We start from the raw sequence: 23,660 nt of genomic DNA on the forward strand, positions 1-23,660 counted from the left end.
CTTCCCTACCGCGTCCGCAACGTCTGCACTTCCGTGCGCATGCGAAAGCCCGAGACGACCTGGTCGAACTGGAAATGCGGCTGGAGATGGAGCACGCAGTTCATGACGCCGTGGCGGCCGCTGACCTCGTTCATCTCGATGCGCGCGCCGGCAAGCGGATAGCGGGCCTTCAACTCGTCGCCGGCATCGGTATTGCCGATCGTGTAGCCGCGCAGCCAGTCTTCGAGATAGCGTTCCAGCTCGTGCGGCGTCGTATAGGCGCCGACCCGGTCGCGGGCCATGATCTTCACGTAGTGAGCGAAGCGGCTCATGCACATGACATAGTGCAGCATGGCCGAGAGCCGTCCGTTGACCTGCGCGGGCAGGTCGTTGTCGGCGGGTGCCGCATAGAGCGACTGGGCGCCGAGGAAGACGACGGAGCGGTCGAAATTGCACGGGGTCAATGCGATGAAGCCGAGCGCTTCGAGGATCTTCTGCTTCTTATCGGTCAGCTCCACTTCGAGCGGACGGCGATAGGCGACGGCCTCGCCGGTGGAGAAATTCGCCACGGGAAGCTGGGAGACCACGCCGCCTGAATCGCGCTGGACGCCGCGCGTGCCGCACATGTCGGCGAACCAGCCGCGCTCGCGGAAGGCGCGGATGGCGATGACGCCGAAGGCGAAGGCGGCATTGCCCCAGAGCCAGGAATCGACGCCCGTGCCGCCCTCGCTGTAGCGGAAACCGTCGAGCCGCGCGGCGCTGTCGCGGTAGCGGTCGCGCAGGAGGACGCGCGGCATGGCGATGCCGAGGAAGCGGCTGTCCTCGAGATCGCGCAACTGCCGCCAGCGATGGTATTCGCCGAGCTGGAAACCGGAATCCAGCCGCTGCGCATAGGAAAGGTCCGCGAAGGTGGTGACGCCGAAGAGCTCCGGCGCTGCACCGAGGATGCAGGGCGAGAACGCGGCGGCGGCGACCTGCGCCAGGCCCGTCAGCGTGCCGACGTCGTCCTGCGCGCCGCTGCCGGGCGCCGGGCGGTGCCGCACGGCATGGTCGCAGAGGAGAAGACCGTAGGGCACGCCGCCGGGCATGCCGTATTCCTCGTTGTAGACCTTGGCGAAAAGCGTGCTCTGGTCGAATTCGATGGCGCGGTCGAAGTCGCGCGACAATTCCGTCCAGGTGGCGTTGAAGAGCTTGACGCGGACCTTGTCGTCATTGCCGGTCTCGGAGAGCAGGAGGTCGACGCCGCGCCAGGAGGCTTCGAGGCGCTTGAATTCCGGCCGGTGGATGATGGCGTCGATCTGGTCGCCGAGAAGGACGTCGATGGCTGCGATGTCGCGCGTCAGCACCGCACGGCGCGTGGCACGCGGGCCGAACCAGAGGCGAAGGCACTCTTCCGGGTCGTCGCTTGTAAGGAAGCGGTCCAGCGCGGCGGCCTCCTCGTCCGTGCCGCGGCCGAGCGCGGCGGCGGCGATGCGAAGCCGGAGCCCGGCTTCGCTTTGTCTTGCACCATCGCCGTCGGAAGCGGCGTCCACGGCGATGGCGGCGTCTTCGTTCATCCGGGCGTCAGCCCATCTGCGGAATGCGTGCGACGAGGCGCATGGAAGCGGTCAGCTCTTCCATCTGCAGCCACGGGCGCAGGTAGGCGACGGCATTGTAGGCGCCCGGCGAACCCGGGATCTCCTTCACCGTGACCTGGGCTTCGGCCAGCGGATACTGCGCCTTCATCTCGGCGCTCGCATCCGGATTGCCGTTGACGAAGTTGCGGATCCAGTTGTTGAGCCAGGTCTCGCAATCGCTGACCTCGAGGAAGGAGCCGATCTTGTCGCGGCCCATGACCTTGAGGTAGTGCGAGAAGCGCGAGGTCGCCATGATGTAGGGCAGGCGGGCGGAGATCGCCGCGTTGGCCGTCGCATCCGGCTTGTCGTACTTCTTGGGACGCTGCGTCGTCTGGGCGCCGAAGAACACCGCATAGTCCGTGCTCTTGTAGTGGCAGAGCGGCAGGAAGCCGAGCTTGGAGAGTTCGGCTTCGCGGCGGTCGGTAATGCCGATTTCCGTCGGGCACTGCTGGTCGGCATCGCCGTCGTCGCTGGTGAAGGTGAAGGTCGGCAGGTTTTCCACCTTGCCGCCGCCTTCGGCGCCGCGGATGGCGACGCACCAGCCGTACTTGGCGAAGGCCGAGGTCAGGCGTTCGCCAAGCGCATAGGACGCGTTCATCCAGGAGAACTCGTCCGACTTCATCTTCGATACGACGCCGTTGGCGTCGATCGGCGCTTCCTCGAACTTGAACTCCTCGATCTGCTTGCCCTGCGAGCCGTAGGGAACGCGGGCGAGAACGCGTGGCATGGTGAGCGTGACGAAGCGGCTGTCCTCGCTGTCACGGAAACCGCGCCACTTGATGTATTCCGAGCTGTCGAAGATCTTTTCGAGATCGCGCGGCTTGGACAGTTCCGTGAAATTTTCCAGACCGAACATCTTCGGGCTCGCGGCCGAGATGAAGGGCGCGAAGGAGGCGGCGGCGACGTTCGACATGCCCTGCAGCACTTCGAGGTCTTCCGTGCCGTTGCCGAACTCGAAATCGCCGATCAGCGCGCCGTAGGGCTCGCCGCCGGGCGTGCCGAATTCGTTCTCGTAGAGCTTCTTGAAGATCTGGCTCTGGTCGAATTCGACGGCCTTGGTCAGGTCCTTGTGCAGTTCCTTCTTCGTCATGTTGAGAACGCGGATCTTCAGCGTGGAGCTGGTCTCCGAGTTCTTGACGAGATAATTGAGGCCGCGCCAGGAGCCTTCCAGCTTCTGGAATTCCTCGTTGTGCATGATCGCGGTGAGCTGCTTGGAAAGCTTCTCGTCGATCGCGGCGATGGCCTTGTTGAAGGTCTGCGTCAGGTTCTTGCTGAAGGTCACGGTGCCCGAAAGGGCTTCCGACGTCAGTGTGCGCAGGAGGTCCTGGATCTCGTCCGGCTCGGCCGTCTTGGTGACCTGGATGGCCTGGTCGAGAAGGCTCAGGGAGCCGGTTTCTTCGGCGACAGCGGCGCTGCCGGCTGCTTGGGTCTCGGCGCTCATTCCCTTACTCCTTTTCTGCGCCAAGCTCGCCGGCCAGAGCCGTCAGCTTGTCGGTGTTCTGCAGCACTTCCTCGAGCAGGCTTTCCAGCTCTTCGGAACGGTCGACCTTGGACATCAGGTCGCGCAGCTTGTTGCGCACGGCCAGCAGCTTGCGCAGCGGCTCGACCTGGTCGACGATCGCGCCGGGCTCGAAGTCGTCGATCGACTTGAACTTCAGCGAGACCGGCAGCAGCGATTCGTCGCCCGCCAGCGTGTTCTCGACCTTGAACTCCGCGCCGGGCGTCATGCGCTGCATGACGTCGTCGAAATTGTCGCGGTCGACCTGGATGAACTTGCGGTCGCGCAGCGGCTTCTGCGGCTCGTAGGGCTTGCCGGAAAAGTCACCGATCACGCCGACGACGAAGGGCAGCTCCTTGCGGACCTGTGCGCCTTCCGTCTCCACGTCGTAGGTGATGTGGACGCGCGGTGCGCGCACTCTCTTCAGTTTCTGTTGAACGCTTTCTGCCATGGCGGCCCCCTCTTCAAGCGGTGGATTTTCTGCAACTCGTCATCAGTAACTCTGTTCGGCCGGCTCCGGCGGCTTGATGCCGGCCGCCAGCAGGATCCGCTGCAGGTGGGACGGATCCTCGACCAGTTCCAGCAGCAGTTCGGGCAGGCTCATGCGCGCTCGCCGGACGGCGTCGTCGAGCGTATAGGACATGGGCGAATGGGGCTCCGTCTTGCGGAAGTATGCGGCGATGCGGGACAGTTCCGCCAACGCCTCCTCACGCGACTGGTAGCCCTCGATCCTGCGCACGACGACGGTGGTTTCCCCCGCCGCCGTCGTTCCGGCTTCGCCCTCTTCCGCCGGGCCGGTCTCCTCGCTATCGGCAGAATAGTTCGCGACCGCGAGCTTGTCAGCGGCGAAATGGGTGATGGAGCGGGAGATTTCCTCCAGAAGCTCGCGCAGCGCCGAGACGGGCGGGGCATCCATGCCGGCGACCGCATCGAAGGCCGTGGACATGTCGGCAAGCGCGGCGAGCGCCTCGACGATTGCCGACTGGGTTTCGGCGAAGAAGCTGGCCGGCGTATCGGCCACGCTCTCCATGAACTGCTCCATCGTCACGGCGCCGTTGTCGATGCGCTCCTGCCGGCGGGTGCTGTCGGTGACCTTGGAGAGGTCGGTCGCCTGCTCGTAATTCCACAGCGAGAAGCTGCCCTGCGAGCCGTTTGTGATCGGCACGAGGCGGATCGGCTGGATGAGGGTGCCGACGGCGCCCGAGCCGTTGAGGCCGGCGACTGCGGAAACCTTGCCTTCGACACCGTCCTCGTCGAGCTCGGGGAAGCAGGTTTCCCAGAAGCCGGTGACGATGCCCGTCATGACCTTCAGGCCGTCGCGCAGGCCCGCAAAGCCCTCCTGGCGCAGCAGCGCCTCGATCAGCCAGGCGGCGATTTCGAGGTCCTTGCCGTGCGCGCCGAGAATCTCCGTCGCCGTCTCGGCCACCGTATCCCATTCCTCCGGCGGCGCGCCGCCGATTTCCACGGTGGCGCGCTCGGCCGAGCGGGCGGCGTTGCGGGCATCCTTGGTGCGGTAGTAGAGCGAGATGGGAGAGCTATCCGAACGCGGATCCGTTCCGGAAGGCGCATCTTCCGAAATCGGCTGGAGCAGAGCATCGATATCGATAACCTGCGGCAGAGCCATGGGTAGAGATCCCTTCTTCCCTCGCGGGACGGTCACGGAGGCATCGGCCGCAAGCCGCTTCCACCGCACGTAAAAACAGAATTCTAACTCGGATACCGCTACTCATGCGGGCTGGCGAATGATGCTTAGCCCCAAATACTTAATCGACCTTGAAGCGAACCTTGCGATTCCTTCAGGATCCGTTCGCGCCCGTCGGGCGCTCGCCGGGCAGCCAGCCGTTGCCGCCGTTTGCGACGTTCACGGCCCGCACGACCGCCGTCTCGAAACGGTCGGCCAGCGTCGTCGCATCGCCCGCCGTGATCGACAGCAGCACCGACGCCCCGACGCCGATCGGCCCGAGGCGCGGATCGGCTTCCGCGTCCGGCATGCCCTCCGGCGCCAGGCTTCCGCCCGACCAGAAGACGGCGAGCGCGGCATAAGCCGCCGCTCCGGTGAAATTGGCCGATTCGGCGCATTCCATGCAAGAGCGGCGACGGGCTTCGTCCGGCGCGTAGACCCAGGCGGCCGCCCGTTCGAGGCACAGGAGTTCCAGTTCCGTCGGAGCGTGGAGACTGGTCTTCGCCACCACATAAGCCCACCAGACCGCCTCGCGGATCGGCAGGGCGAAGGCGAGGAAGCGGATGGCATCCCCGATGTTCTCCGCATCGACGAGCAGCGACAGGAAGCCCTGCGGCGACAGGTCGGGCAGGAGGAAGGGCCGCGCCTCGGCAGACAGGTCCGCCCGGCCGCAGATCTCCTGCGCCGTTTCGGCCGTCACCTTGCGGAAGGCTTCCGTCTGGATCTTCACCATCTGCCCTTCGTTCCACCAATTCCGGTTGCGCCCTCGCGCGGGAATTGTCTCAATTGATCTTCACCATGCCGCCCTTGAGGATGGCCATGCCGTCGCCGGCGACATTGACGATCGGGCCCTTCACGTCGGTCTTGGCGGAGCCCTCGATCGAAAGGGTGACGCCCTTCATGGTGATCCCGCCCGGGGTGAGCTCCACCGTGCTGCCGCCGCATTTGAGGGTGATGCCCTGCATCGCCTCCAGCGTGATCTTGCCGGTGCTCGCCTTCGTCGTCTGGTTGCCCTGGTTGAGCGTCAGGCTGTCATTGCCCATCGTCAGCGTCACCGATCGGTCGCCCTGTTTCAGCGTCAGCGTGTCGTTGCCGGCCGAAAGCGTCTCGGTGCGGTTGCCCTTGTCGATGTCGAGCGTGTCGTTGCCCGTCTCGATCTTCTGCGTCCGGTTGCCCTTCTTGATCGTCAGGCTGTCATTGCCCTCGGTGATCGTCGTGGTGCGGTCGTTCTTGATCGTGCGCTTCTGGTCGTGGCCGACATCCAGCGTGTCGTCGTTCTCCACCTCGCGCAGGAAATCCTTCTCGGCGTGGAAGGTGATCTTCTCCTCGCCCTTCTTGTCCTCGAAGGAAAGCTCGTTGGCGTTCGCCGTCTGGCCGGATTTGGTGCTGCGGGTCAGCAGCCCGCTCTTCGTCATGTTGCCGGGCAGGGCCCAGGGCGGCATGTTGTCGGCATTGTAGACGGCGCCCGTCACCAGCGGCCGGTCCGGGTCGCCGTCGAGGAACTGCACCACCACCTCCATGCCGATGCGCGGCACGAAGACCGAGCCCCAGTTGCTTCCGGCGAGCGATTGCGCCACACGCACGAAGCAGGAGCTCTTCTCGTTCTTCTTGCCGTAGCGGTCCCAGTGGAACTGGACGCGGATGCGGCCGTACTTGTCCGTGTGGATTTCCTCGCCCGACGGGCCGACGACGACGGCGGTCTGCGGCCCCTGCACGACGGGCTTCAGCATCGGCAGCGGATTGCGGGCGATGCGCGAGGCGGGCATGCAGGTGAAGCTGCTGCGGTAATAGGGCTTCACCTCGGCGCCGGGGCGCGTGGTGAAATGGGCGCGGTCGACCGCCTCGTGATGCACCTCGGTGAGGACGAGGCGGCGATTTTCCGCGGCGACCGGATGGCCTTTCAGCGTGAAGGCGTGGCCGCTGGTGAAGCTCGCGCAGGTGCCGGCGCCCGTCGCCGTCTCGAAACCCGCTTCGGCGGCATCGATGGCGACGGCGGCGAACTGCTTGAGGCTGTCCGCCTTCACGGAGGCGCCGGGGAAGCGGTAGTGCTCCCATTTCTTGCCCGAGGCCGGCTGCTGGTTCGTCTTGCGCTCGCCCTCGATATTGTTGGCGGGCTTTTCGAAATCGTAGTCCTCGATGTGCCAGACGGCATCGGTGAGGCTCGCGCCGGTATCGAAGACGTGCACGCTGTCGACGGCGTCTTCCTGCGCCTGGCGGTACTCCACCGTCGCCTGCGCGCAATCGGCATAGGCCGAGGCATTGTCGGCCAGCACCAGCTTGTGCTCGCCGTTCTTGTGCTTGAAGAAATAGAAGATGCCCTCTTCGGCGAGGATGCGCTGGAGGAAGGCGAAATCCGTCTCGCCGAACTGCACGCGGTATTCCGATGTCTCGTAGGTGCCGTTGAGTTTCTTTTCGAAGGAAACGTCGTTATCGCCGAGCACCTGTTCGGCGATGGCCACGACCGTCTTTTCCTGGAAGACCTTGTAGTCGGAGGTGCGCTGCAGCACCCACAGGCTCGGCGAGATCACGAGCGTATAGAGCCGGTAGTCGTTGCGCGTGAAGGCGCCGGCCGAAAAGGAGGTGACGATCCCGTTGACGAAGCGGCGCTTGCCGCCAGGCCGGGCAAGCGAGAGCGTCACGCTCTTGCCGAGCAGGTCCTTCGGATCGATCGACTTGCGGGGGGAAAGGGCGCTGACCGTGAAGGAGAACAGGGTGGAAATGCCTTCGGTGCCGCGCGCTTCCGTCGCGACGAAGGCGTTCTCCCCGAGAGGTGTCTCGAGGGTGATCCAGCGGTCCTCTTGAACTAGGGTCGTCGCCATGGGGTATTACTGCCCGATGGATGCGCGTCGGGCGCGCATCGCCGCACGAAATGCCGTCGAGATCGGGGCACGGCCGCGGCGCCGGGCGGCAGCCGTGCCCCGAAGGGTCTTGAAGGGATATCAGCCGCTCTTCGTCGAGGTGAGGTCGTAGTTGACCGTGACCGGCGTGCCGCCCTTGTTCTTGTCGTCGTAGGGAATGAACTTGAACTCGATCTTGGTGAAGTTGATCGAGATCGATTCCGACGGACGGTCGCCGCCCGACGAAATGCTGTAGCCCGAGATGAGGCCGTTGGTCAGCACGTATTCGACATAGGTGTTGCCCGGGTTGCCGGTGCTGACGAGGTGGATTTCCACCTTCTTGCCGGCGGTGCCCGTCACCGATTCGGTGAACAGCTTCGGCGAGGCGCCGTCGAGCTGCTTGGTGACGACGACTTCACTGATGTTCGGCTCGCTCGCTTCGCGGTTGGCGGTCGAGCCGGCCGGGGTGGAAATGCCGCGGCCGGTGCCGAACGTCAGCGACGTGATGTCGATCCATTTCTTGTGGGTATCGTGCGTCGCTTCCCCGTCTATGCCTTCGTATTTCAGGTAGATTGCCATGGTGCGCTCCCTTCGTATTCGGATTGAGTTCGATCGATGTGCCGCGGCGGCGCAAGGGCCGCCCGGTATGCCTTACTTCGCTGCCGCCAGTTCCGCCGGCTGTTCCGGTTGCGCCACCGAACCATCCGAGGGTTGCGCGTGGAACTCGAACTGGCCGTTCTCATCGAGCACGGCCTTCAGCCCGCCGACCTGTCCGCCCTCCGCCATGACGGCGAGCACATGGGACGAAAGGCGCGGCAGGAGCCCACGCGAAAGAATGTATTCGATGTTGCGCGCGCCGCTCTCCACTTCCGTGCAGCGGCTCGCGATCGCCTCAACGAGCGTATCGTCCCAGGAAAGCGTCGCATTGTAGTTCTCCGCAAAGCGCTTGCGGATGCGGCCGAGCTGGAGCGAGACGATCTGGCGGATGACGTCGTCGGCGAGCGGGAAATAGGGCACGACCGAGCAGCGGCCGAGGAAGGCCGGCTTGAAGCTCTTCAGGAGCTCCGGCCGGATCGCCTCCGTCAGTTCGGCAAGGTCCGGGCGCCGGTCGGGATCGGCATAGAGCTTGTGGATGAGATCGGTGCCGGCATTCGAGGTCATGATGATGACCGTGTTCTTGAAGTCGATGTCGCGGCCTTCGCCGTCGCGCAGCATCCCCTTGTCGAACACCTGGTAGAACACGTCCTGCACGCCGGGATGGGCCTTTTCCATCTCGTCGAAGAGGATCACCGAATAGGGACGGCGGCGCACGGCTTCCGTCAGCACGCCGCCTTCGCCATAGCCGACATAGCCGGGGGGCGAGCCGACAAGCATGGAGACCTTATGCTCTTCCTTGAACTCCGACATGTTGATGACGGTGAGGTTCTGCTCGCCGCCATAGAGGAGGTCGGCGAGCGCCAGAGCGGTCTCGGTCTTGCCGACGCCGGAGGTGCCGACCATCAGGAAGACGCCGATGGGCTTGCGCGGATCGAGCAGCTTGGCGCGGGACGTGCGGATGGTTTCGGCGATCGCCTCCAGCGCATGCGATTGGCCGATGACACGCTCGCGCAGCTTGTCGTTAAGACCGAGGATCGTCTTGATCTCGTTGGAGACCATGCGGCCGACGGGAATGCCGGTCCAGTTGCCGACGACTTCGGCGATGGCCTGGCTGTCGACCGTCACGCGCATCAGCGGCGTCTCGCCCTGCAGCGCCTCGAGCTCGGCGGTGAGGGCGGAAAGCTCCGTCTTCATCTCGTCCGGGCTCTTTTCCGCCGGCGCGTCGTCCGGCGCGGTCAGCGCGTCGTGCAGCCCGCGGATGCGGGAAACGAGGTCCTGCTCGCGCTTCCACTGATCCTCGAGCTTTTCGAGCTCCTCGGCAACGCGTACGCGTTCCTCGTTGAGGTCCGCGATGCGGGCCGCATGGTCGGCGCCGATCTTCGTTTCGCGGGCGAGCACGCCGAGGTCGACGTCGATCATGTCGAGCCGGCGGCGGCGGTCCTCCACCGCGGCGGGAATGGCGTTGGCGGCAATGGCGACGCGCCCGCAGGCCGTATCCAGCAGGCTCACCGCCTTGTCGGGAAGCTGACGGCTCGGAATGTAGCGGCGGGAAAGACGCACGGCGTCCTCCACGGCCTCGGCGAGAACGCGCACGCCGTGATGGCGCTCCAGCGTCGGGATGAGGCCGCGCATCATGGCGATGGCCGCCTCGTCGCCGGGCTCCTCGACCTTGACCACCTGGAAACGGCGGGTCAGTGCCGGGTCGCGCTCGAAGTATTTCTTGTACTCCGCCCAGGTCGTCGCCGCGATGGTGCGCATCTCGCCGCGGGCAAGGGCCGGCTTCAGGAGGTTGGCGGCATCGTTCTGGCCGGCAGCACCGCCGGCGCCGATCAAGGTATGCGCCTCGTCGATGAACATGATGATGGGCTTTGCAGAGGCCTTGACCTCCTCGATCACGTTCTTCAGGCGGTTCTCGAATTCGCCCTTCATGCCGGCGCCCGCCTGCAGGAGGCCGAGGTCGAGCGAGAGCAGCTCCACGTCCTTGAGGGCATCCGGCACCTCGCCGGCGGCGATTTTCAGCGCGAAGCCCTCCACCACGGCCGTCTTGCCGACGCCGGCCTCGCCGGTGAGGATCGGATTGTTCTGCCGGCGGCGGGTGAGGATGTCGACGATCTGGCGCGTTTCGGAATCGCGGCCGAGGACGGGGTCGATCTTGCCGTCGCGTGCGCGCGCCGTGAGGTTGATCGTGTACTGGTCGAGCGCCGAGCCGCCGACCGCGCCGGCGGGGGAGGCCGCGGGTGCGCCACCGGCAGAGGCGGCGCTCTTGCCGCTGCCTGCCGCCGACTGGCCGGCTTCGCTGCTGCCCGAGACGATCTTGAGGAGGCCGCTCTTCAGCGTCTCGGCATTGATCCGGGCGAACTGCGGGGAGGCATCGCGCGCAAGCGCCGAAAGGGAATCGTCGCCGAGCAGGCTCACGAGGAGATAGCCGCTGCGGATGGAGGTGTCGCCGTACTGCAGCGAGCCGAAGATCCAGGCTTCCCGCGCCCATTTCACCACATTGGGGGTGAGGGCCGGCGAACGGCTGTTGCCGGTCTTCATCCGGTCGAGCACCTTCGTGAGGTCTGCCGCCAGCCGGCCGGTGTCGATCTCGAAATGGCGCAGGATCGCCGCGACGTCGTTGTCGCTCGCCTCGATCAGCTTGCTGAGCCAGTGCTCGACTTCGACATTGTAATGGGTGCGCGAGAGCGTCAGGCCCACGGCGCCTTCGAGCGATGAACGGCAATGGGCGTTCAGTCGCCCCACCAGCGATTGCAGATCCACGTTCAGCAAGAAAGCCCCCCAGCTTTTGCCGCACCGACCAGACGACCACAGATCAGCGCAATTGACGAATCACATCAAATCACATGTGAGCGGAATTGTTACCCACTTAATTCCGAGTTCCCGCAAAAGTCCACGCCCGAGCCGCTTCAACCGGCGAGTGCGGCCTCGACATTGGCATAAATCGGAAACAACCTTAAGAAACCGCTCATCTCGAACACCAGCCGGATACGGCTGTTGAGGCCTGCCAGGACCATGCTGCCGCCGGCCGCGCGGACCTTCTTGGCGGCCGACAGGAAGGCGGAAAGCCCGGTGCTGCTGATATAGTCGAGGCCTGTCAGATCGATGACGAGGTGAACGTCCCCCCGTTCGACGACCGCCGTCAGGTGCCGGTCGAAAACGGGCGAGGTCTGGCTGTCGATCCGCCCCGTGGGGGTGACGACGAGCTTGCTGCCTTGCCGGGCCTCGGTGATGTTCATGATGATATTGACCTTACGCTTTTCGTTGATCACTCTGGCATTTCGCCGGACGGCGTCGAATGCAGGCGATGATTCCAGAAAGTCGTATCACTTGCCACAACGTTTTTTGAAACCTAGCGGTGTGCCGGCGTGACGGCGGACGACCCTCTGTCGGAGGACGGCCTGGTCGCGCAGCTTCGCGCGCTGCTTGCACCGCAGCGCTTTCCCGTACGGCGCGAGGTCGAGCTCGAGGGCGGTGCGCACGACGCAGGCGGCGCGATCTCCTTTCACGATCACTTCTGGCCGGCGCGCTCGGTTCTGGCCGTCAGCGCCGTGCGGGTGGCAGGCGGCGACGTCGCCGCGGCCTTGCGCGCGGCCGGCGTCAAGCAGTTGATTCGGGCCGTGCTCGCCACGGCGCGCACGGCGGATGAAGCCCTGGACGTCCTTGCCGCACGAATCGACGCGACCGGCCTCGACATCGCGCTGGTCGTGCTCGACGTGGTCGCCGGCACGGCCTCCGGCGCTTTCCGCGGAAAGGCGGCGGTGACGCTGACGGGCGAGGGGCGCCTTTCGGCCGGCGACATGCTGTGGCTGACGGCCGGCGGCATGGACATTCCGCAGGAGGCGACGGCCGCGCCGGTGGAGGGCATGGCCGCCCTTGTCCGCGCCCGCATCGGCCATGGCGCGTCCGGCGCCGTCTGCGCCGTGCTCTTCAAGGCGCGCGGGCGGCTCGCCGAGGAAACCGTCTTTTCGATCGGCAATACGCATGGCGATATCCAGGCCGCGGGTGAGAAGGCACGCCGCTTCCTGGAGATGCACGGCGCCTGCGAGGCGGATCTGACCGGCATCGACGTCGCGCTCGACGAAGTGCTGACCAATGCCGTCAACTATGGCTTCGAGGACGGCAATGCGCACGAGATCCTGCTGGCGCTCTCGATCGCGAAAGGATCCCTGACCATCGAGGTGCAGGACGACGGCCGGCCGTTCGACCCGCTCGGCATTCCCGCGCCCGATCTCGATGCGGACCTCGAAAGCCGGCAGATCGGCGGGCTCGGCATGCATTTCGTCCGCACGCTGCTTGACAGGGTTTCCTATGAGCGCCGTAATGGCTGGAACGTGTTGAAACTGGAAAAGCAGCTCGCCGGCCTGGCTGAGAGGGCATCATGAACGCCGCACGCATGGGAGACCTGGTCAAGCAGGACGCGCCGCATTGCCATGCGCCGATCCATCCGGCCGCGCTCGTGCCGACGCCCGTTCCCCATCCCGCTTTGCCGCTCGCCATCATCGGCGGCCTGCCGACGGTGATGATCGGCAACATGCCGGCTGCCCGCGTCACGGACATGACCATTCTCTGCTCGCTGCCGAGCTGCGTTCCCGGCGGGCCGGGCATGATCTCGAAGGGCTCCTCCACGGTCCTCATCGGCAATCTGCCGGCCGCAAGGGTCAACGACCTGACGCTGCATGCGGCCTGCGTTGCGCCGATCCCCAGTCCCGTGGGCAAGATCCTGCCGCCCGGCTGCCCGACCGTGATGATCGGCGGCTGACGTGCGCCTTTCCCATTTCGAGAAACTGCGGCCGGTCTGCCCGGTCTGCCGGCTGAGCGGGCAGGACAATGGACTGGCGCTCACCACTGTCGAAGCCGAGGCGGCCGGCGACGTCCGGATGGGCATTCTCGCCTGCCGAGGCTGTGGCTTGGAATTCCCCATTGTCGACGGCATGCCGATCATCGTGCCGGAGGTGCGCCGCTTCGTACAGGAGAACCTGTTCTACCTCCTGGCGCGCAACGACCTGACGCCTGCCGTGGAAAGCCTGCTCGGCGATGCGGCGGGTCCGGGCAGCGGTCTTGAATCGATCCGCCAGCATGTCTCCTCCTATGCCTGGGACCATTGGGGCGACCAGGATCCGTCGCCCTTTGCGCCGGTGCCGGGCGGCGGCGCCCCCGGCGCGGTGGCGCGCAATCTCGGTGAAGCCCTCGACAGGCTCGGCGACCTGCCGGAGGGGCCGGTGCTCGACATCGGCTGCGCGGCGGGCCGTACCGTGACGGAAGCTGCCGAGCGGCTCGGCCGGGATGTCGTCGGCATCGATCTTTCCGTGCCGCTGGCGCGCATCGGCCGGCAGGCCGTGGTCGGCGGCCGCATCGACTATGGCCTTCGGCGCGTCGGCCTCGTCTACGACCGGCGGTCCTATGCGCTCCGCCACGGGGCGGGCGCGCGCGGCGACGTCTGGCTCTGCGATGCGCTGGCGCTGCCCTTTTCCGCCGGCACCTTCGCGCTCGCCATCGGCATGAACGTCGTCGACTGCATGCGCGATCCGCGCGCCGGGCTCGTCGAGGTCAGCCGCGTCCTGGCGGACGGGGGACGGGCGGTGTTCTCCATTCCCTTCGACTGGGCAGGGCAGGTGACGCCGGTGGAAGCCTGGCTCGGGGGCCACTCGCAGCGCTCCGGCCATGCCGGCAGTCCGGAGGCGATCCTCGATCTTCTGCTTTCCGAGGGACCGCTTGCCGCCGGAAGCCTTCGCCGCATCGGAGCGGTCGGGGAAGTGCCCTGGCACGTCCGGCTGCACGACCGCTCCTGCATGTATTATTCCGCCTATCTGGTAGTCGCCCGCAAGGCGGTGGGGTAACATCCGCTGACCAGCGATTCTGCGTGTCCGTTCCGGCGGGAAGGCGGATCGTCAGAGGGGGTGGATATGCGATTGCGACTCGTACTCAAGGGGCCCGAGCGCCTGACGTCCGGCTTGCGGGAGAAGACCGTCGAGACGGGGTCCATCGTCATTGGCCGATCGCAAGAGGCCAACTGGGTTCTCGCAGACCCCGAGCGCATCGTCTCCAAGCGCCATTGCCGCATCGAACGCCAGGCAGGCGGTTTCCTGCTCACCGACATGTCCACCAACGGCGTCCTGGTCAACGGCATCCCGCTCGGCCGGGAGGCCTCCCGCCTGCTGGTCGACCGGGACGTGCTGACGCTCGGCGACGCGATCATCGCCGTCTTCCTCGAAACGGATGCGCCGGCGGAGGATGTCAAGGTCCCGCAGCCCGTCGTTGCGGACGATCCCTTCCCCGAGGGGCCGTTCGGTTTCGATACCGTGGCCGCGGAGGCTGCAACGGCGGCCGTTCTGCCGGAAACGGCGGCGGAGAATGCCAGGGGCAAGGTTGCGGTCTTACAGGACTGGTGGATTCCCGATGCGACGGACCGGCATGGCGAGCCGAAATCTGTGGATATCCCCGGGGGCATGGGGAATGCCTCGAATGCACATACCATTGCGCTGGGGGAGGCGGTAGCCTCGCCGCTCAATGGGGAATCGAATCTCGTCGCGCAGGCGGAAGGGCTGGACGTGGCGGTGTTCGCCAGGGCTGTTGAAGCGGCGATGTCGGTCTTGTCGGTAGACGAAAAGCGTAGGTTTGAGGGGCGGTTGCGTGACCTCCTTCGCAAGGAGAAGGCGGGTTGACGACTGGAATGTCTCCAGTGGTGTGGTGGCCGACAAGGGCGTGCGCGACCGTTTCGCGCCCTTTGGCGCTTCTCCTGTGCGCGTGCCTGCTTGCCTTGCCTCTTTCCGGTTGCGGCCTGATACCCAAGAAGCCGCCGCCGAAGGAGATAGAGATCAAGCCGGCGCCGGCCGCGGCGAGCCTCGACGTCATCGCCGTCGCCTCGCCGCTCGTCAATCCGGGGCCTGACGGCCTGCCGCAGCCCGTGGTCATGCGGCTCTACCAGCTTAACGGCGAGACGGCATTCGCCAATGCCAGCTTTCGCCAGCTCTGGGAGGCCGATGCCGAGACGCTCGGGCCGACGATGCTGGGCAAGACGGAGCTCTATTTCGCACCGGGCGAGGTGCAGAGGGTGAAGGCGAACCTGATCGAGGGCACGACGATCGTTGCCGTCGTGGTCGGGTTCCGCAATTTCGAGGAGGCCAAGTGGCGCGCGATGGTCGGGCTTCAGGGGGACAAGCGCTTCAAGCTCAAGGCCGAGCTGAAGACGCTGTCCATCGAACTGGGGCCGCAGGACTGAGGCACGCCGAGGCGAGGGGCAAGGCGGCGCGCTGGGCAAGGCCCGCGCCGCCGACGTGAGGAAGGGTACGGATGTCGTTCGATGACAAGGTGATCTGGTCGGAGGGGATGTTTATCCGTGCCCAGCACTTCCAGCAGGAGGCGCGCCATTTCGAGCGCCAGCTTCGCGCCCGCACGAAGGGGCTCGTGCCCTATGGCTGGGGCCTGACGGAACTGCGCCTCAACCGCGAACTCCTCTCCATCGGCCAGTTCGCCGTCGAGCGCGCCTGCGGCATCTTTGCCGACGGCACGCCCTTCTCCCTTCCCGACGACAGCCTGCGGCTGCCCCCGCTGATGCTGAACGAGAACGTCCGCAATGCCGTCATCTATCTCACGCTGCCGCTGACGGAACCGGGCGGACGCGAGGTGGCCGAAGCCGAGGCCGAGCTGACGACGCGCTATACGCTCGCCGAGATCGACGTCGCCGACGCGAACAGTTCCGATCTTTCCGCCGCGCCCATCAATGTCGGCAAGCTGCGCCTGCGCTATGGCTTGGAGACGAGCGACCGCAGCGGCCTCGTCGGCATCGGGCTCGCGCGCATCGTGGAGGTGCGCAGCGACAATTCCGTGGTGCTCGACGAGAGCTACGTGCCTCCGGCCATGGATTGCGCCGTCTCGCCGATCCTCTCCGGCCTGCTCACCGAGATCGTCGGTCTGCTCAACCATCGCGGCGAGGCGATCGCCGGGCGGCTGGCCGGCACCAATGTCGGCACGGCGGCGGAAATCACCGACCTGATGATGCTCCAGACCATCAACCGCTGGCAGCCCGTCTTTACACAAATGGCCTCCGCCGCCTTCGTGCATCCCGAGCGATTGTTCGTGGCGATGATCGGCCTTGCCGGCGAGCTTGCCACCTTCACGGCGGCCGGTCACCGCCCGCGGCCGTTCCCTGTCTACGATCACGAGCGCCTGCAGCTTTCCTTCGCGCCGGTCGCAGCTGCCGTGCGCCAGGCGCTCAGCGCGGTGCTGGAACGCAGCGCCATCACGATCCCGCTTGTCGAGCACCGTTACGGCATCCGCGTCGCCGACGTGCCGGATCGCTCGATCTACTCGAAATATTCCTTCATCCTCGCGGCCAAGGCCGACATGCCGGCCGATGCGCTGGTGCGCCGGCTCGTCGGCCAGATCAAGATCGGCGCCGCCGAGCAGATCACGGAACTGGTCAATGCGGCGCTGCCGGGCATCATGCTGCGTGCACTGCCGGTCGCTCCGCGCCAGATCCCCTATCATACCGGCAAGGCGTATTTCGAACTCGACCGCTCCAGCCCGATCTGGAAGCAGGTCGCCGCCGGCAACGGGCTTGCCATCCACGTCGCCGGCGATTTCCCGGCGCTCGAACTCGACCTTTGGGCCGTGAAGGATTGAGGAGGCGGATGTGAACGATCCCTTCGCCGACTTCCCCGGCGCCGACGATACGATCCGCAGGCCGCTCGGCGGCACGCAGCCGCGCCAGACGACGGGCTTCGGGCAGGAAGGCACCGGGGGCAACGCCTTTGCTGCCGGCCTTGCGGGCGGCGCGCTTGCCGACGACGGCGGCTTCTTCGCCACCCACCCGGCGGCCGCGCAGCGGCAGGACCTCGATTTCGGCCTCGACGCGCTGCCCGTCGAGCGTGCGCGCCATCGCAGCGACCCGGCCATCGAGAAAGCCTTCGACCTTGCCGCCGTCAACCCGCTGGTCGGTGCCGCTTCGCCGCTCCTGTGGCTTGCCGGGCGGCTCAACGAAAGTGCGGCCCCCGACGACATCGCCGAGTTCCGCCGCCGCGTGCTGGAGGAGATCCGCAATTTCGAGACGGCTGCCATGGCACGCGACACGCCGGACCGGCTGGTGCGCGTATCGCGCTATGCGCTCTGCGCCGTCATCGACGACATCATCCTCAATACGCGCTGGGGCGCCACGACCGGCTGGGCGAGCCAGAGCCTTGTTTCCATCCTCTACAACGAGACCTGGGGCGGCGAGCGCTTCTACGACCTTCTCCAGCAGCTTCTCCAGCAGCCCGAGCAGAATATTGACGTCCTGGAACTGATGGCGATCTGCCTCGCCATCGGCTTCAGCGGCAAGTACCGCGTCATGGACGGCGGGCAGGGGCAGTTGTCGCGCCTGCGGCAGGATCTCTACCGCGTCATCCGCCGCGTCCGCGGACCCTACGAGCGCAATCTCTCGCAGGTCTGGCAAAGCGCGGCCGCGCCGCACCGCGCCCCGCGCAGCATGGCCGCCCCCTGGGCGGCGGCGCTCGCGCTGCTGGCGCTGCTCGCCGTCGTCTGGGCCTTTTCCTCGATCAGCCTGCGCTCCAGCATGGAGGAGACCGCCACCGAGATCGCCGCGCTCGTGCCGGGCATCCCGCTGCTCGTCGAACGTGCCGGCATTCCGGCCATTCCCGATCCCGTGCCGCCGGTGCGCAAGACGCAGATCGAGCGGCTGTCGGAAGCGCTCGCCGCCGAGATTACGGACGGGCGCGTGGAAGTCGCGGGCATCAGCGACAAGGTCGCCATCCGCATGCTGAAGGCGTCGTTCCCCTCCGGCGGAACGGACCTTGCGCTTGCCGAGGAGCCGCTGATCACCCGCATCGGCGATGCGCTCGACGCCGAGAGCGGCGCCATCGTCGTCGTCGGCCATACGGACAACATCCCCGTCGGCGCGGGAAGCCCGCTTGGCGACAACATGGCGATCTCGCTTGCCCGCGCGCGATCGGCTGCGCAGATGTTGCAACGCCATATCGACGATCCCGCCCGCGTTACCTTCGAGGGGCGCGGCGCCAACGATCCGATCCTGCCGAACACGAGCGCGGAGAACCGGGCGCGCAACAGGCGCGTCGAGTTCCAGATACCGGCGGAAAAGACGCAATGAGGCCATGGCTGCTGCTTTTCTGGCTTCTCGGACTTGCGGCCGCCCTGGCCGCGAGCTGGTTTCTGGCGCAGCAGCCTCCCGTCGACGATCCGACCCTGCGTACGTTCCTGCCGCTTGTGCCCGTCGTGCTCTGGGCGCTCGTGCCGGTGCTCTTCTCACGCTTCTTCCTCAAGCGTGCCGGACCTTCCGAAACGCCGGCGCTGCGCGAACTGCGCCGTCAGGTCGATGCCTTCCTTGCCGACCGCGGCCTCAAGGGCGCGCGCGGGCGCTATTCCGTGCCCTTCTTCCTCGTCGTCGGTCCGGCGGGCGGCGGCAAGACCTCGCTGCTCGAAGGATCGGAAATGCGGCTCGGCATGCCGAAGACCATCGGGCCGGCGAGCTGGTGGGTCGGGCCGGACGCCGTCTTCGTCGAGGCGCAGGTCTCCGAAGGGGCGGGCGAGCTCTTCCGCCTGCTGCGCGCCGTCCGGCCGAAGCTGCCGGTCAACGGCGTCCTCGTCGTCGTCAGCCCTGCCGATCTCGTGCTGGCCGACCAGCTCGAGCAGCGCATGACCGCCGAGACCATCGCCGCCTGGTTCCGCCAGGCCGACGAGATGCTCGACCAGGCGCTTCCCGCCTATGTGTTGCTCTCGCGCACCGACCTCGTGCCCGGTTTCCAGGAGATCTTCGAGCGCATCGAGCCGGCCGACCGGGCACAGCCCTGGGGCTTCGCCCTGTCGCACGACGCCCGGCAGGCAAAGACCGTCGAGGCGCTGCATGCGGAAATCGACGCGGGCTTCGGCGATATCGTCGAAACGATGCGGCGCCGGCATATCGAGCTACTTTCCCGCGAAGCCGACGCGATCCGCTGCGGGCATATCCACGGTTTCACCGCACAGATCGCCGCCATCCAGCGCATCGTCATGCCGGTCATCGACGCGATGCTGCCGGCGGGCAACGGCGCGTGGCGGGGTGTCCTGCTGCGCGGCATCTTCATGACGAGCGCCCGGCAGGAAATGCTCTCGATCGATGCGCTCCTGCCGGAACTCTCGCGCCGCTTCGCCATGCCGCGCAGCGGCATGCTGCCGCCCGATCTTGGCGTCGACGACGAATTGAATCACGGCTATTTCATCAGCGGCGCGATCAAGAAGGCGATCCTGCCGGAAGCCGGCCTCGTGCTAAAGGAGCGGCAGGGGGCCTCGCACCCCGTGCTGCGCTGGCTGCCGCTTGCGGCTGCGCTTCTCGTCTGCGCGGCGGGGGGCTATGTCCTGTTTACCACCTTCGACCACGAAATCGGCCTGCGCCGGCAGGTGCAGGAGGCAGTCGGCAATGCCGCGCCGCTCACCAGCCTCGCCCGGCGCGGCGACGTGCCGGACATGCTCGCCGCCCTCGAACGGCTCGACGCCGTCGACGCGATGCTGGCCGCCGAGAAGCCGGTGCCGGCCTATGCCTTCTGGCTCGACAAGCGCGACATGCTGCGAAACGGCATTGCCGGCGCCAAACAGGCGGTCCGGGTCAATGCCCTCGTTCCCGAAGTCATTGCCTGGCTTGAGGCGGACCTCGTCGACGACGGCAACGATACGGCAGCTCTCAACGACCTGATCACCCTTGCCGAGAAGGCCGGCGATCCCGCCTCGCCGCAGTTGAAGGCCTGGCTTGAAAAGCGCGCTCCGGCCATCGCCGGCGAAGGACATGCGCGCTTCGTCGAAGAGGCGCTTGCCGCGGTTACCGAGGCGGGCGGCATTGCCGTCGATCCGGCCTATGTCGAGGCGGCGCGCCGGCGCATCGCCTATCGGGAAAGCCTGACGTGAGCGTGCGGGCACGGATAAGGAAAGGGTTTCGGGTGCTGCGGCGGCCGGGCGTCATCCTGACGCTCGCCGTCCTGATGCTGGCGCTTCTCATCTGGTTCGTCGGCCCGCTGATCGCTTTCGGCGACGTGCGTCCGCTCGGTTCGGCCGCTTCGCGTCTTGCCCTTCTGCTGGTGCTTGCCCTTGTCTGGGGCGGCCTCGGCTTCTTCATGCGCACCCGGCGCAGCAGCGAGGAGGCCGCGCTGCTCGCCGCCCTGCGCAAGCAGGAAGAAGAGGCGGCCGCCCGTACCGATAAGGAGAAGGCGGCGACGGAGGCGGAGATTTCCGCCTTTCGCGAGGCCGCCGGCCGGGCGATGGCGCTCCTGCGCCGCGGACGTGGCGACCTCTTCGTCAGCGCGCGCTATGCGCTGCCCTGGTACATGCTGCTCGGCACGGACGGGGCGGGAAAAACCGCGCTGGTGCGCGCAAGCGGCCTCACGCTGCCTTTCGAGGGCGACGGTACGGTGGAGGCGCCTTCCGCCCGCTTCCATATCAGCGACCAGGCCCTCCTGATCGAATTCGCCGGCCGGCTGACCGCGAGCGAGGAGCCGCAGGCCCGCCAGCTCTGGCTCGAGGCGCTTCAGCATATCCGCGGGCTTCGCTCCCGTCAGCCGGTCAACGGCATCGTCGTCGCGGTCAGCGTCGATGAACTCCTCGCCATGCTGCCGGAGCAGGCGGCGGCCTACGCCACCGCCCTTCGACAGCGGCTCGACGAGGCCGTGCAGCGCCTGCGTGCCAATGCGCCGGTCTATATCGTCGTCACCAAGCTCGACCGGGTCGTCGGCTTCGAGGAACTGTTCGAGGACCTGACGAGCGAGGAGCGCGCCGCCGCCTTCGGCCTGCCGATCGCGCCCGATATCGGCGGCGATGCCCGCGGGCCGTCGGAAGCGCTCGAGCGGGGCTTTGCGGGACTCACCGAACGCATCACGCAGCGCCAGTTCGTCTGCCTGCAGGAGGAGCCGGACGAACTGCGCCGCCGCCGTGCCTTCGAGTTCCCCGCGCAGTTCGCGCTCCTGCGCGAGCGTATCCAGCCCTTCGTGCAGCAGCTCGCCACGCTGCATCGTTTCGGCACCGCGACCAACCTGCGCGGTGTCTTCTTCGTTTCCTGCCGGCAGACGGGCGACAATGTCGATGCACTGGCCGGCTCGCTCGCGCCGCTCTTCGGCCGCAGCCCCGCCACGCTCTCGCTGACGCCCGATCCCGGCATGCGGCGGGTGCGCCCCTTTTTCCTCTATGGTCTCTTCCGCAAGGTCATCCTGCCCGAAGCGGATCTCGGCGGCCTGACGCGGCCGGCGCTGGTCGCCGCGCGGATGAAGGACCTTGCGATCAACGTGGCGCTCGGTGTCGCCGCCTTCGCCCTCCTCGTCTTCTGGTGGTTCGGCTTCAGCGACGGGAGGGCCTATGTCGCCGGCCTCAAGGAGCAGACGGCAACGGCGCGCGGCGAGATTGCCGAGGCCGTGCCCGGCGGCACGCTCTCCATGCGTTTCGAGCCGGTGCTGGCCGTGCTCGACCGGCTGGCGGCCATCGCCAAGGCTGAACCGCGCGGCGCCACCTACGGCCTCTACAGCCCCGCGCCGGCGCAAGGAGAGGCGCGGAAAGCCTACGACAAGGCGCTCGCCAACCTGTTCTTCCCCTTCGTCTGGCAATATCTGCGGCAGGGCCTCGCCAATCCGGCGACGCCCGCCGCGCTACGCTTCAACCAGTTGAAGTTCTACCTCATGCTGACCGGCGAGCGCCCGCCGAAGCGCGAGACCGCCGCGCTGCTCGGCCCGGATTTCGCGGCGAACTGGATGCTTTACGATCGCAGCGCAGCCGTCGACCGCCGTCTTGCCGCGCATTTCTCCGAGCTCGCATCGATCTCGTTCCAGACGCCGGCGGCCGATCCCGCACTGGTGGAAAAGGCGCGCGCGGACATCACGAACTACAGCCTCGCGCGGCTCGCCTACGACCTCGCCCTGACCCTGCCCGAGGTGAAGGCGATGGCGCCGTGGCGCCCGGTCGACCATATGGGGCTTTCCGGTCCCGAGGCGCTGGCGCGGGTCAGCGGCGCGAGCTTCTTCGACGGCATCGAGGGTATCTATACCAAGGCCGGCGTCGGCGTGATGATGCGTGCCTCCGGAAAGGCCGCCGATACGCTCGCCGACGATCTCTGGGTGATGGGCCGGCCGGATACGGCGCTCGACCGCGAACGCGAGGTGGGGCGTCTGCGCGATGGCCTCGCCGATCTCTACCGCGTCGCCTATATGGGCCGCTGGGACAGCCTTCTCGCCGATCTTGGCATTGCCGGCGAGACGGACGCCCGGCGCCTTGCCGATGCCGTGGCGATCGTCGCCGGCAACCCGTCGCCCGCCAGGGAACTGCTCGTTGCCGTCGCGGCGGAAGTGGACCTCCAGGACCTCTCGACGAGTGCGGCGGACGCTATCGAGACGCTTGCCGCCGAGCGGCTGTCGCAGGTCACGAAGACCGTTCGCGCACCGCGCCGCGTCGTCAACGTGCCGCAGTCCGTCACCAGTCATTTCAAGGCTTTCCACGATGCCGTCGTGCCGGCGGCCGAAGGCCAGCAGGCTCCGCTCGACGACATGCTGGCGGCGCTCGAACCGCTCTATCGCCAGCTCAACCATGTGGCGGCCGGCGGCGACGTCCTGGAACTCGGCGCAGAGCCGCAGACGCTGCTCGGCCAGTTGACCGACCGCAACGGCAAGCTGCCGGCAAGCCTCCAGCCCTTCTTCGCCCGTATCCTCGCCCAGGCCGGCGCGATCACCGGGGGAAGCTCGCGTGCGCGGCTCGTGGAGATCTGGAATTCGACGGTCCTGCCGCTGTGCACCGCCACGACGGTCGGCCGCTATCCCTTCGACCCCGGCAGCATCAACGACACCTCGCTCGACGACTTCTCGCGCCTGCTCGGTCCGCAGGGCGCCATCGCCGCCTTCCGCGACACCTACCTGAAGCCTTATATCGATCGCACCACCAAGCCGTGGCGCTGGAAGAGCGGCCAGCAGTTCGGCCTCGATTTTCCCGATACGGTGCTGGCGGCTTTCGAGAAGGCGGACGACATAACGACGGTCTTCTTCGCGGGCCAGGAAAAGCCGAATGTCGATTTCACCGTCGAGGTGGGCAAGCTCGACCCGACGGCGCGCGCGTTCCTCCTCGACATCGGCGGCAAGGTCGCGAGCTATACGCACGGACCGCCCGCCGGCACGCAATACCTCTGGCCGCCGGAAAACCTCGTCGCGGGCGCCGCCATGTCGATGACGCCGGAGATCGAGGGCCAGCGCAATATCCTGACGGAGCAGGGCGCCTGGGCGCTCTTCCGGCTTTTCGACCAGGGCAGGAAGATCGAGAAGGATCCGACGGACATCGTTACCTACCAGTTCCGCCTCGGCAAGCGCGCGGTCCTGATGCGGCTGACCGCGCCGGCCACGCGCAATCCCTTCGCCCACGACGTGCTCTCTTCCTTCGTGTGCCCGGCCTTATGACGGGGTCTCGTTTCCTTGACAGGACGCGGATGTCCGTGGAACCGTCGCGGC

Annotated in this window: 18 protein-coding genes; 9 read left to right on the forward strand and 9 right to left on the reverse strand. The window is 66.8% G+C overall.

Annotated elements, in window-relative coordinates; all coding sequences use genetic code 11:
- Positions 1 to 5: 5 nt before the first annotated feature.
- From tssC (ACZ5TO_RS18815) to ACZ5TO_RS18855, 9 genes are all read right to left on the reverse strand, one after another.
- A complete protein-coding gene (gene tssC, locus ACZ5TO_RS18815) occupies positions 6 to 1,535 on the reverse strand; it encodes a type VI secretion system contractile sheath large subunit (protein WP_464800781.1) in 1,530 nt (509 codons plus the stop codon).
- 7 nt (positions 1,536 to 1,542) lie between these two features.
- Complete coding sequence (gene tssC, locus ACZ5TO_RS18820) at positions 1,543 to 3,036, reverse strand: type VI secretion system contractile sheath large subunit (RefSeq protein ID WP_184140964.1); 1,494 nt, start codon at positions 3,034 to 3,036, stop codon at positions 1,543 to 1,545.
- 4 nt (positions 3,037 to 3,040) lie between these two features.
- Positions 3,041 to 3,544: a type VI secretion system contractile sheath small subunit gene (gene tssB, locus ACZ5TO_RS18825; RefSeq protein ID WP_184140975.1), complete on the reverse strand. Its 504-nt coding sequence runs from the start codon at positions 3,542 to 3,544 to the stop codon at positions 3,041 to 3,043.
- A 42-nt stretch (positions 3,545 to 3,586) separates the two neighbouring features.
- Positions 3,587 to 4,717, reverse strand: coding sequence for a type VI secretion system protein TssA (gene tssA, locus ACZ5TO_RS18830; protein WP_464800782.1), 1,131 nt, complete (start codon positions 4,715 to 4,717; stop codon positions 3,587 to 3,589).
- Positions 4,718 to 4,889: 172 nt separating this feature from the next.
- Positions 4,890 to 5,507 (reverse strand): DUF6931 family protein, encoded by a 618-nt coding sequence (locus tag ACZ5TO_RS18835; RefSeq protein ID WP_464800783.1) that lies wholly within the window; start codon positions 5,505 to 5,507, stop codon positions 4,890 to 4,892.
- Positions 5,508 to 5,556: 49 nt separating this feature from the next.
- Complete coding sequence (locus ACZ5TO_RS18840; protein WP_464800784.1) at positions 5,557 to 7,593, reverse strand: type VI secretion system Vgr family protein; 2,037 nt, start codon at positions 7,591 to 7,593, stop codon at positions 5,557 to 5,559.
- A gap of 120 nt (positions 7,594 to 7,713) precedes the next feature.
- A complete protein-coding gene (locus ACZ5TO_RS18845; RefSeq protein WP_184140990.1) occupies positions 7,714 to 8,190 on the reverse strand; it encodes an Hcp family type VI secretion system effector in 477 nt (158 codons plus the stop codon).
- 72 nt (positions 8,191 to 8,262) lie between these two features.
- The gene (gene tssH / locus ACZ5TO_RS18850; RefSeq protein WP_184140992.1) at positions 8,263 to 10,977 is read right to left on the reverse strand and encodes a type VI secretion system ATPase TssH; all 2,715 of its coding nucleotides are present in this window, start codon (positions 10,975 to 10,977) and stop codon (positions 8,263 to 8,265) included.
- A 137-nt stretch (positions 10,978 to 11,114) separates the two neighbouring features.
- Positions 11,115 to 11,477: an anti-sigma factor antagonist gene (locus ACZ5TO_RS18855; protein WP_184140994.1), complete on the reverse strand. Its 363-nt coding sequence runs from the start codon at positions 11,475 to 11,477 to the stop codon at positions 11,115 to 11,117.
- A 96-nt stretch (positions 11,478 to 11,573) separates the two neighbouring features.
- Between ACZ5TO_RS18855 and ACZ5TO_RS18860 the strand changes: the two genes are divergently transcribed.
- From ACZ5TO_RS18860 to tssM, 9 genes are all read left to right on the forward strand, one after another.
- The gene (locus ACZ5TO_RS18860; RefSeq protein WP_464800785.1) at positions 11,574 to 12,590 is read left to right on the forward strand and encodes an ATP-binding protein; all 1,017 of its coding nucleotides are present in this window, start codon (positions 11,574 to 11,576) and stop codon (positions 12,588 to 12,590) included.
- Positions 12,584 to 12,967, forward strand: a complete 384-nt coding sequence (locus ACZ5TO_RS18865) for a PAAR domain-containing protein (RefSeq protein ID WP_464800991.1) — start codon at positions 12,584 to 12,586, stop codon at positions 12,965 to 12,967. The genes ACZ5TO_RS18860 and ACZ5TO_RS18865 overlap by 7 nt, the downstream gene beginning before the upstream one ends.
- A gap of 1 nt (position 12,968) precedes the next feature.
- Positions 12,969 to 14,045: a methyltransferase domain-containing protein gene (locus ACZ5TO_RS18870; RefSeq protein WP_464800786.1), complete on the forward strand. Its 1,077-nt coding sequence runs from the start codon at positions 12,969 to 12,971 to the stop codon at positions 14,043 to 14,045.
- A gap of 72 nt (positions 14,046 to 14,117) precedes the next feature.
- Positions 14,118 to 14,870: an FHA domain-containing protein gene (locus ACZ5TO_RS18875; protein ID WP_464800787.1), complete on the forward strand. Its 753-nt coding sequence runs from the start codon at positions 14,118 to 14,120 to the stop codon at positions 14,868 to 14,870.
- An 8-nt stretch (positions 14,871 to 14,878) separates the two neighbouring features.
- A complete protein-coding gene (gene tssJ / locus ACZ5TO_RS18880) occupies positions 14,879 to 15,427 on the forward strand; it encodes a type VI secretion system lipoprotein TssJ (protein ID WP_464800992.1) in 549 nt (182 codons plus the stop codon).
- A 71-nt stretch (positions 15,428 to 15,498) separates the two neighbouring features.
- On the forward strand, positions 15,499 to 16,830 hold the full coding sequence (gene tssK / locus ACZ5TO_RS18885) for a type VI secretion system baseplate subunit TssK (protein ID WP_464800788.1): 1,332 nt from the start codon (positions 15,499 to 15,501) through the stop codon (positions 16,828 to 16,830).
- Positions 16,831 to 16,840: 10 nt separating this feature from the next.
- Positions 16,841 to 18,310: a type IVB secretion system protein IcmH/DotU gene (gene icmH / locus ACZ5TO_RS18890; RefSeq protein ID WP_464800789.1), complete on the forward strand. Its 1,470-nt coding sequence runs from the start codon at positions 16,841 to 16,843 to the stop codon at positions 18,308 to 18,310.
- A complete protein-coding gene (locus tag ACZ5TO_RS18895) occupies positions 18,307 to 20,097 on the forward strand; it encodes a type VI secretion protein IcmF/TssM N-terminal domain-containing protein (protein ID WP_464800790.1) in 1,791 nt (596 codons plus the stop codon). Before icmH ends, ACZ5TO_RS18895 begins: the two co-directional genes overlap by 4 nt.
- Positions 20,098 to 20,129: 32 nt before the next feature.
- Positions 20,130 to 23,609 (forward strand): type VI secretion system membrane subunit TssM, encoded by a 3,480-nt coding sequence (gene tssM, locus ACZ5TO_RS18900; protein WP_464800791.1) that lies wholly within the window; start codon positions 20,130 to 20,132, stop codon positions 23,607 to 23,609.
- Positions 23,610 to 23,660 lie beyond the last annotated feature (51 nt).

It is taken from the genome of Shinella sp. Sh6 (assembly GCF_055392685.1).

What these genes read in the sequence shown, in the direction of transcription:
- tssA (WP_464800782.1), bottom strand. Translation starts at nt 4,717, where the DNA reads ATGGCTCTGCCGCAGGTTATCGATATCGATGCTCTGCTCCAGCCGATT.
- ACZ5TO_RS18835 (WP_464800783.1), bottom strand. Translation starts at nt 5,507, where the DNA reads ATGGTGAAGATCCAGACGGAAGCCTTCCGCAAGGTGACGGCCGAAACG.
- tssB (WP_184140975.1), bottom strand. Translation starts at nt 3,544, where the DNA reads ATGGCAGAAAGCGTTCAACAGAAACTGAAGAGAGTGCGCGCACCGCGC.
- tssC (WP_464800781.1), bottom strand. Translation starts at nt 1,535, where the DNA reads ATGAACGAAGACGCCGCCATCGCCGTGGACGCCGCTTCCGACGGCGAT.
- ACZ5TO_RS18840 (WP_464800784.1), bottom strand. Translation starts at nt 7,593, where the DNA reads ATGGCGACGACCCTAGTTCAAGAGGACCGCTGGATCACCCTCGAGACA.
- tssC (WP_184140964.1), bottom strand. Translation starts at nt 3,036, where the DNA reads ATGAGCGCCGAGACCCAAGCAGCCGGCAGCGCCGCTGTCGCCGAAGAA.
- ACZ5TO_RS18895 (WP_464800790.1), top strand. Translation starts at nt 18,307, where the DNA reads ATGAGGCCATGGCTGCTGCTTTTCTGGCTTCTCGGACTTGCGGCCGCC.
- tssK (WP_464800788.1), top strand. Translation starts at nt 15,499, where the DNA reads ATGTCGTTCGATGACAAGGTGATCTGGTCGGAGGGGATGTTTATCCGT.
- tssJ (WP_464800992.1), top strand. Translation starts at nt 14,879, where the DNA reads ATGTCTCCAGTGGTGTGGTGGCCGACAAGGGCGTGCGCGACCGTTTCG.
- ACZ5TO_RS18845 (WP_184140990.1), bottom strand. Translation starts at nt 8,190, where the DNA reads ATGGCAATCTACCTGAAATACGAAGGCATAGACGGGGAAGCGACGCAC.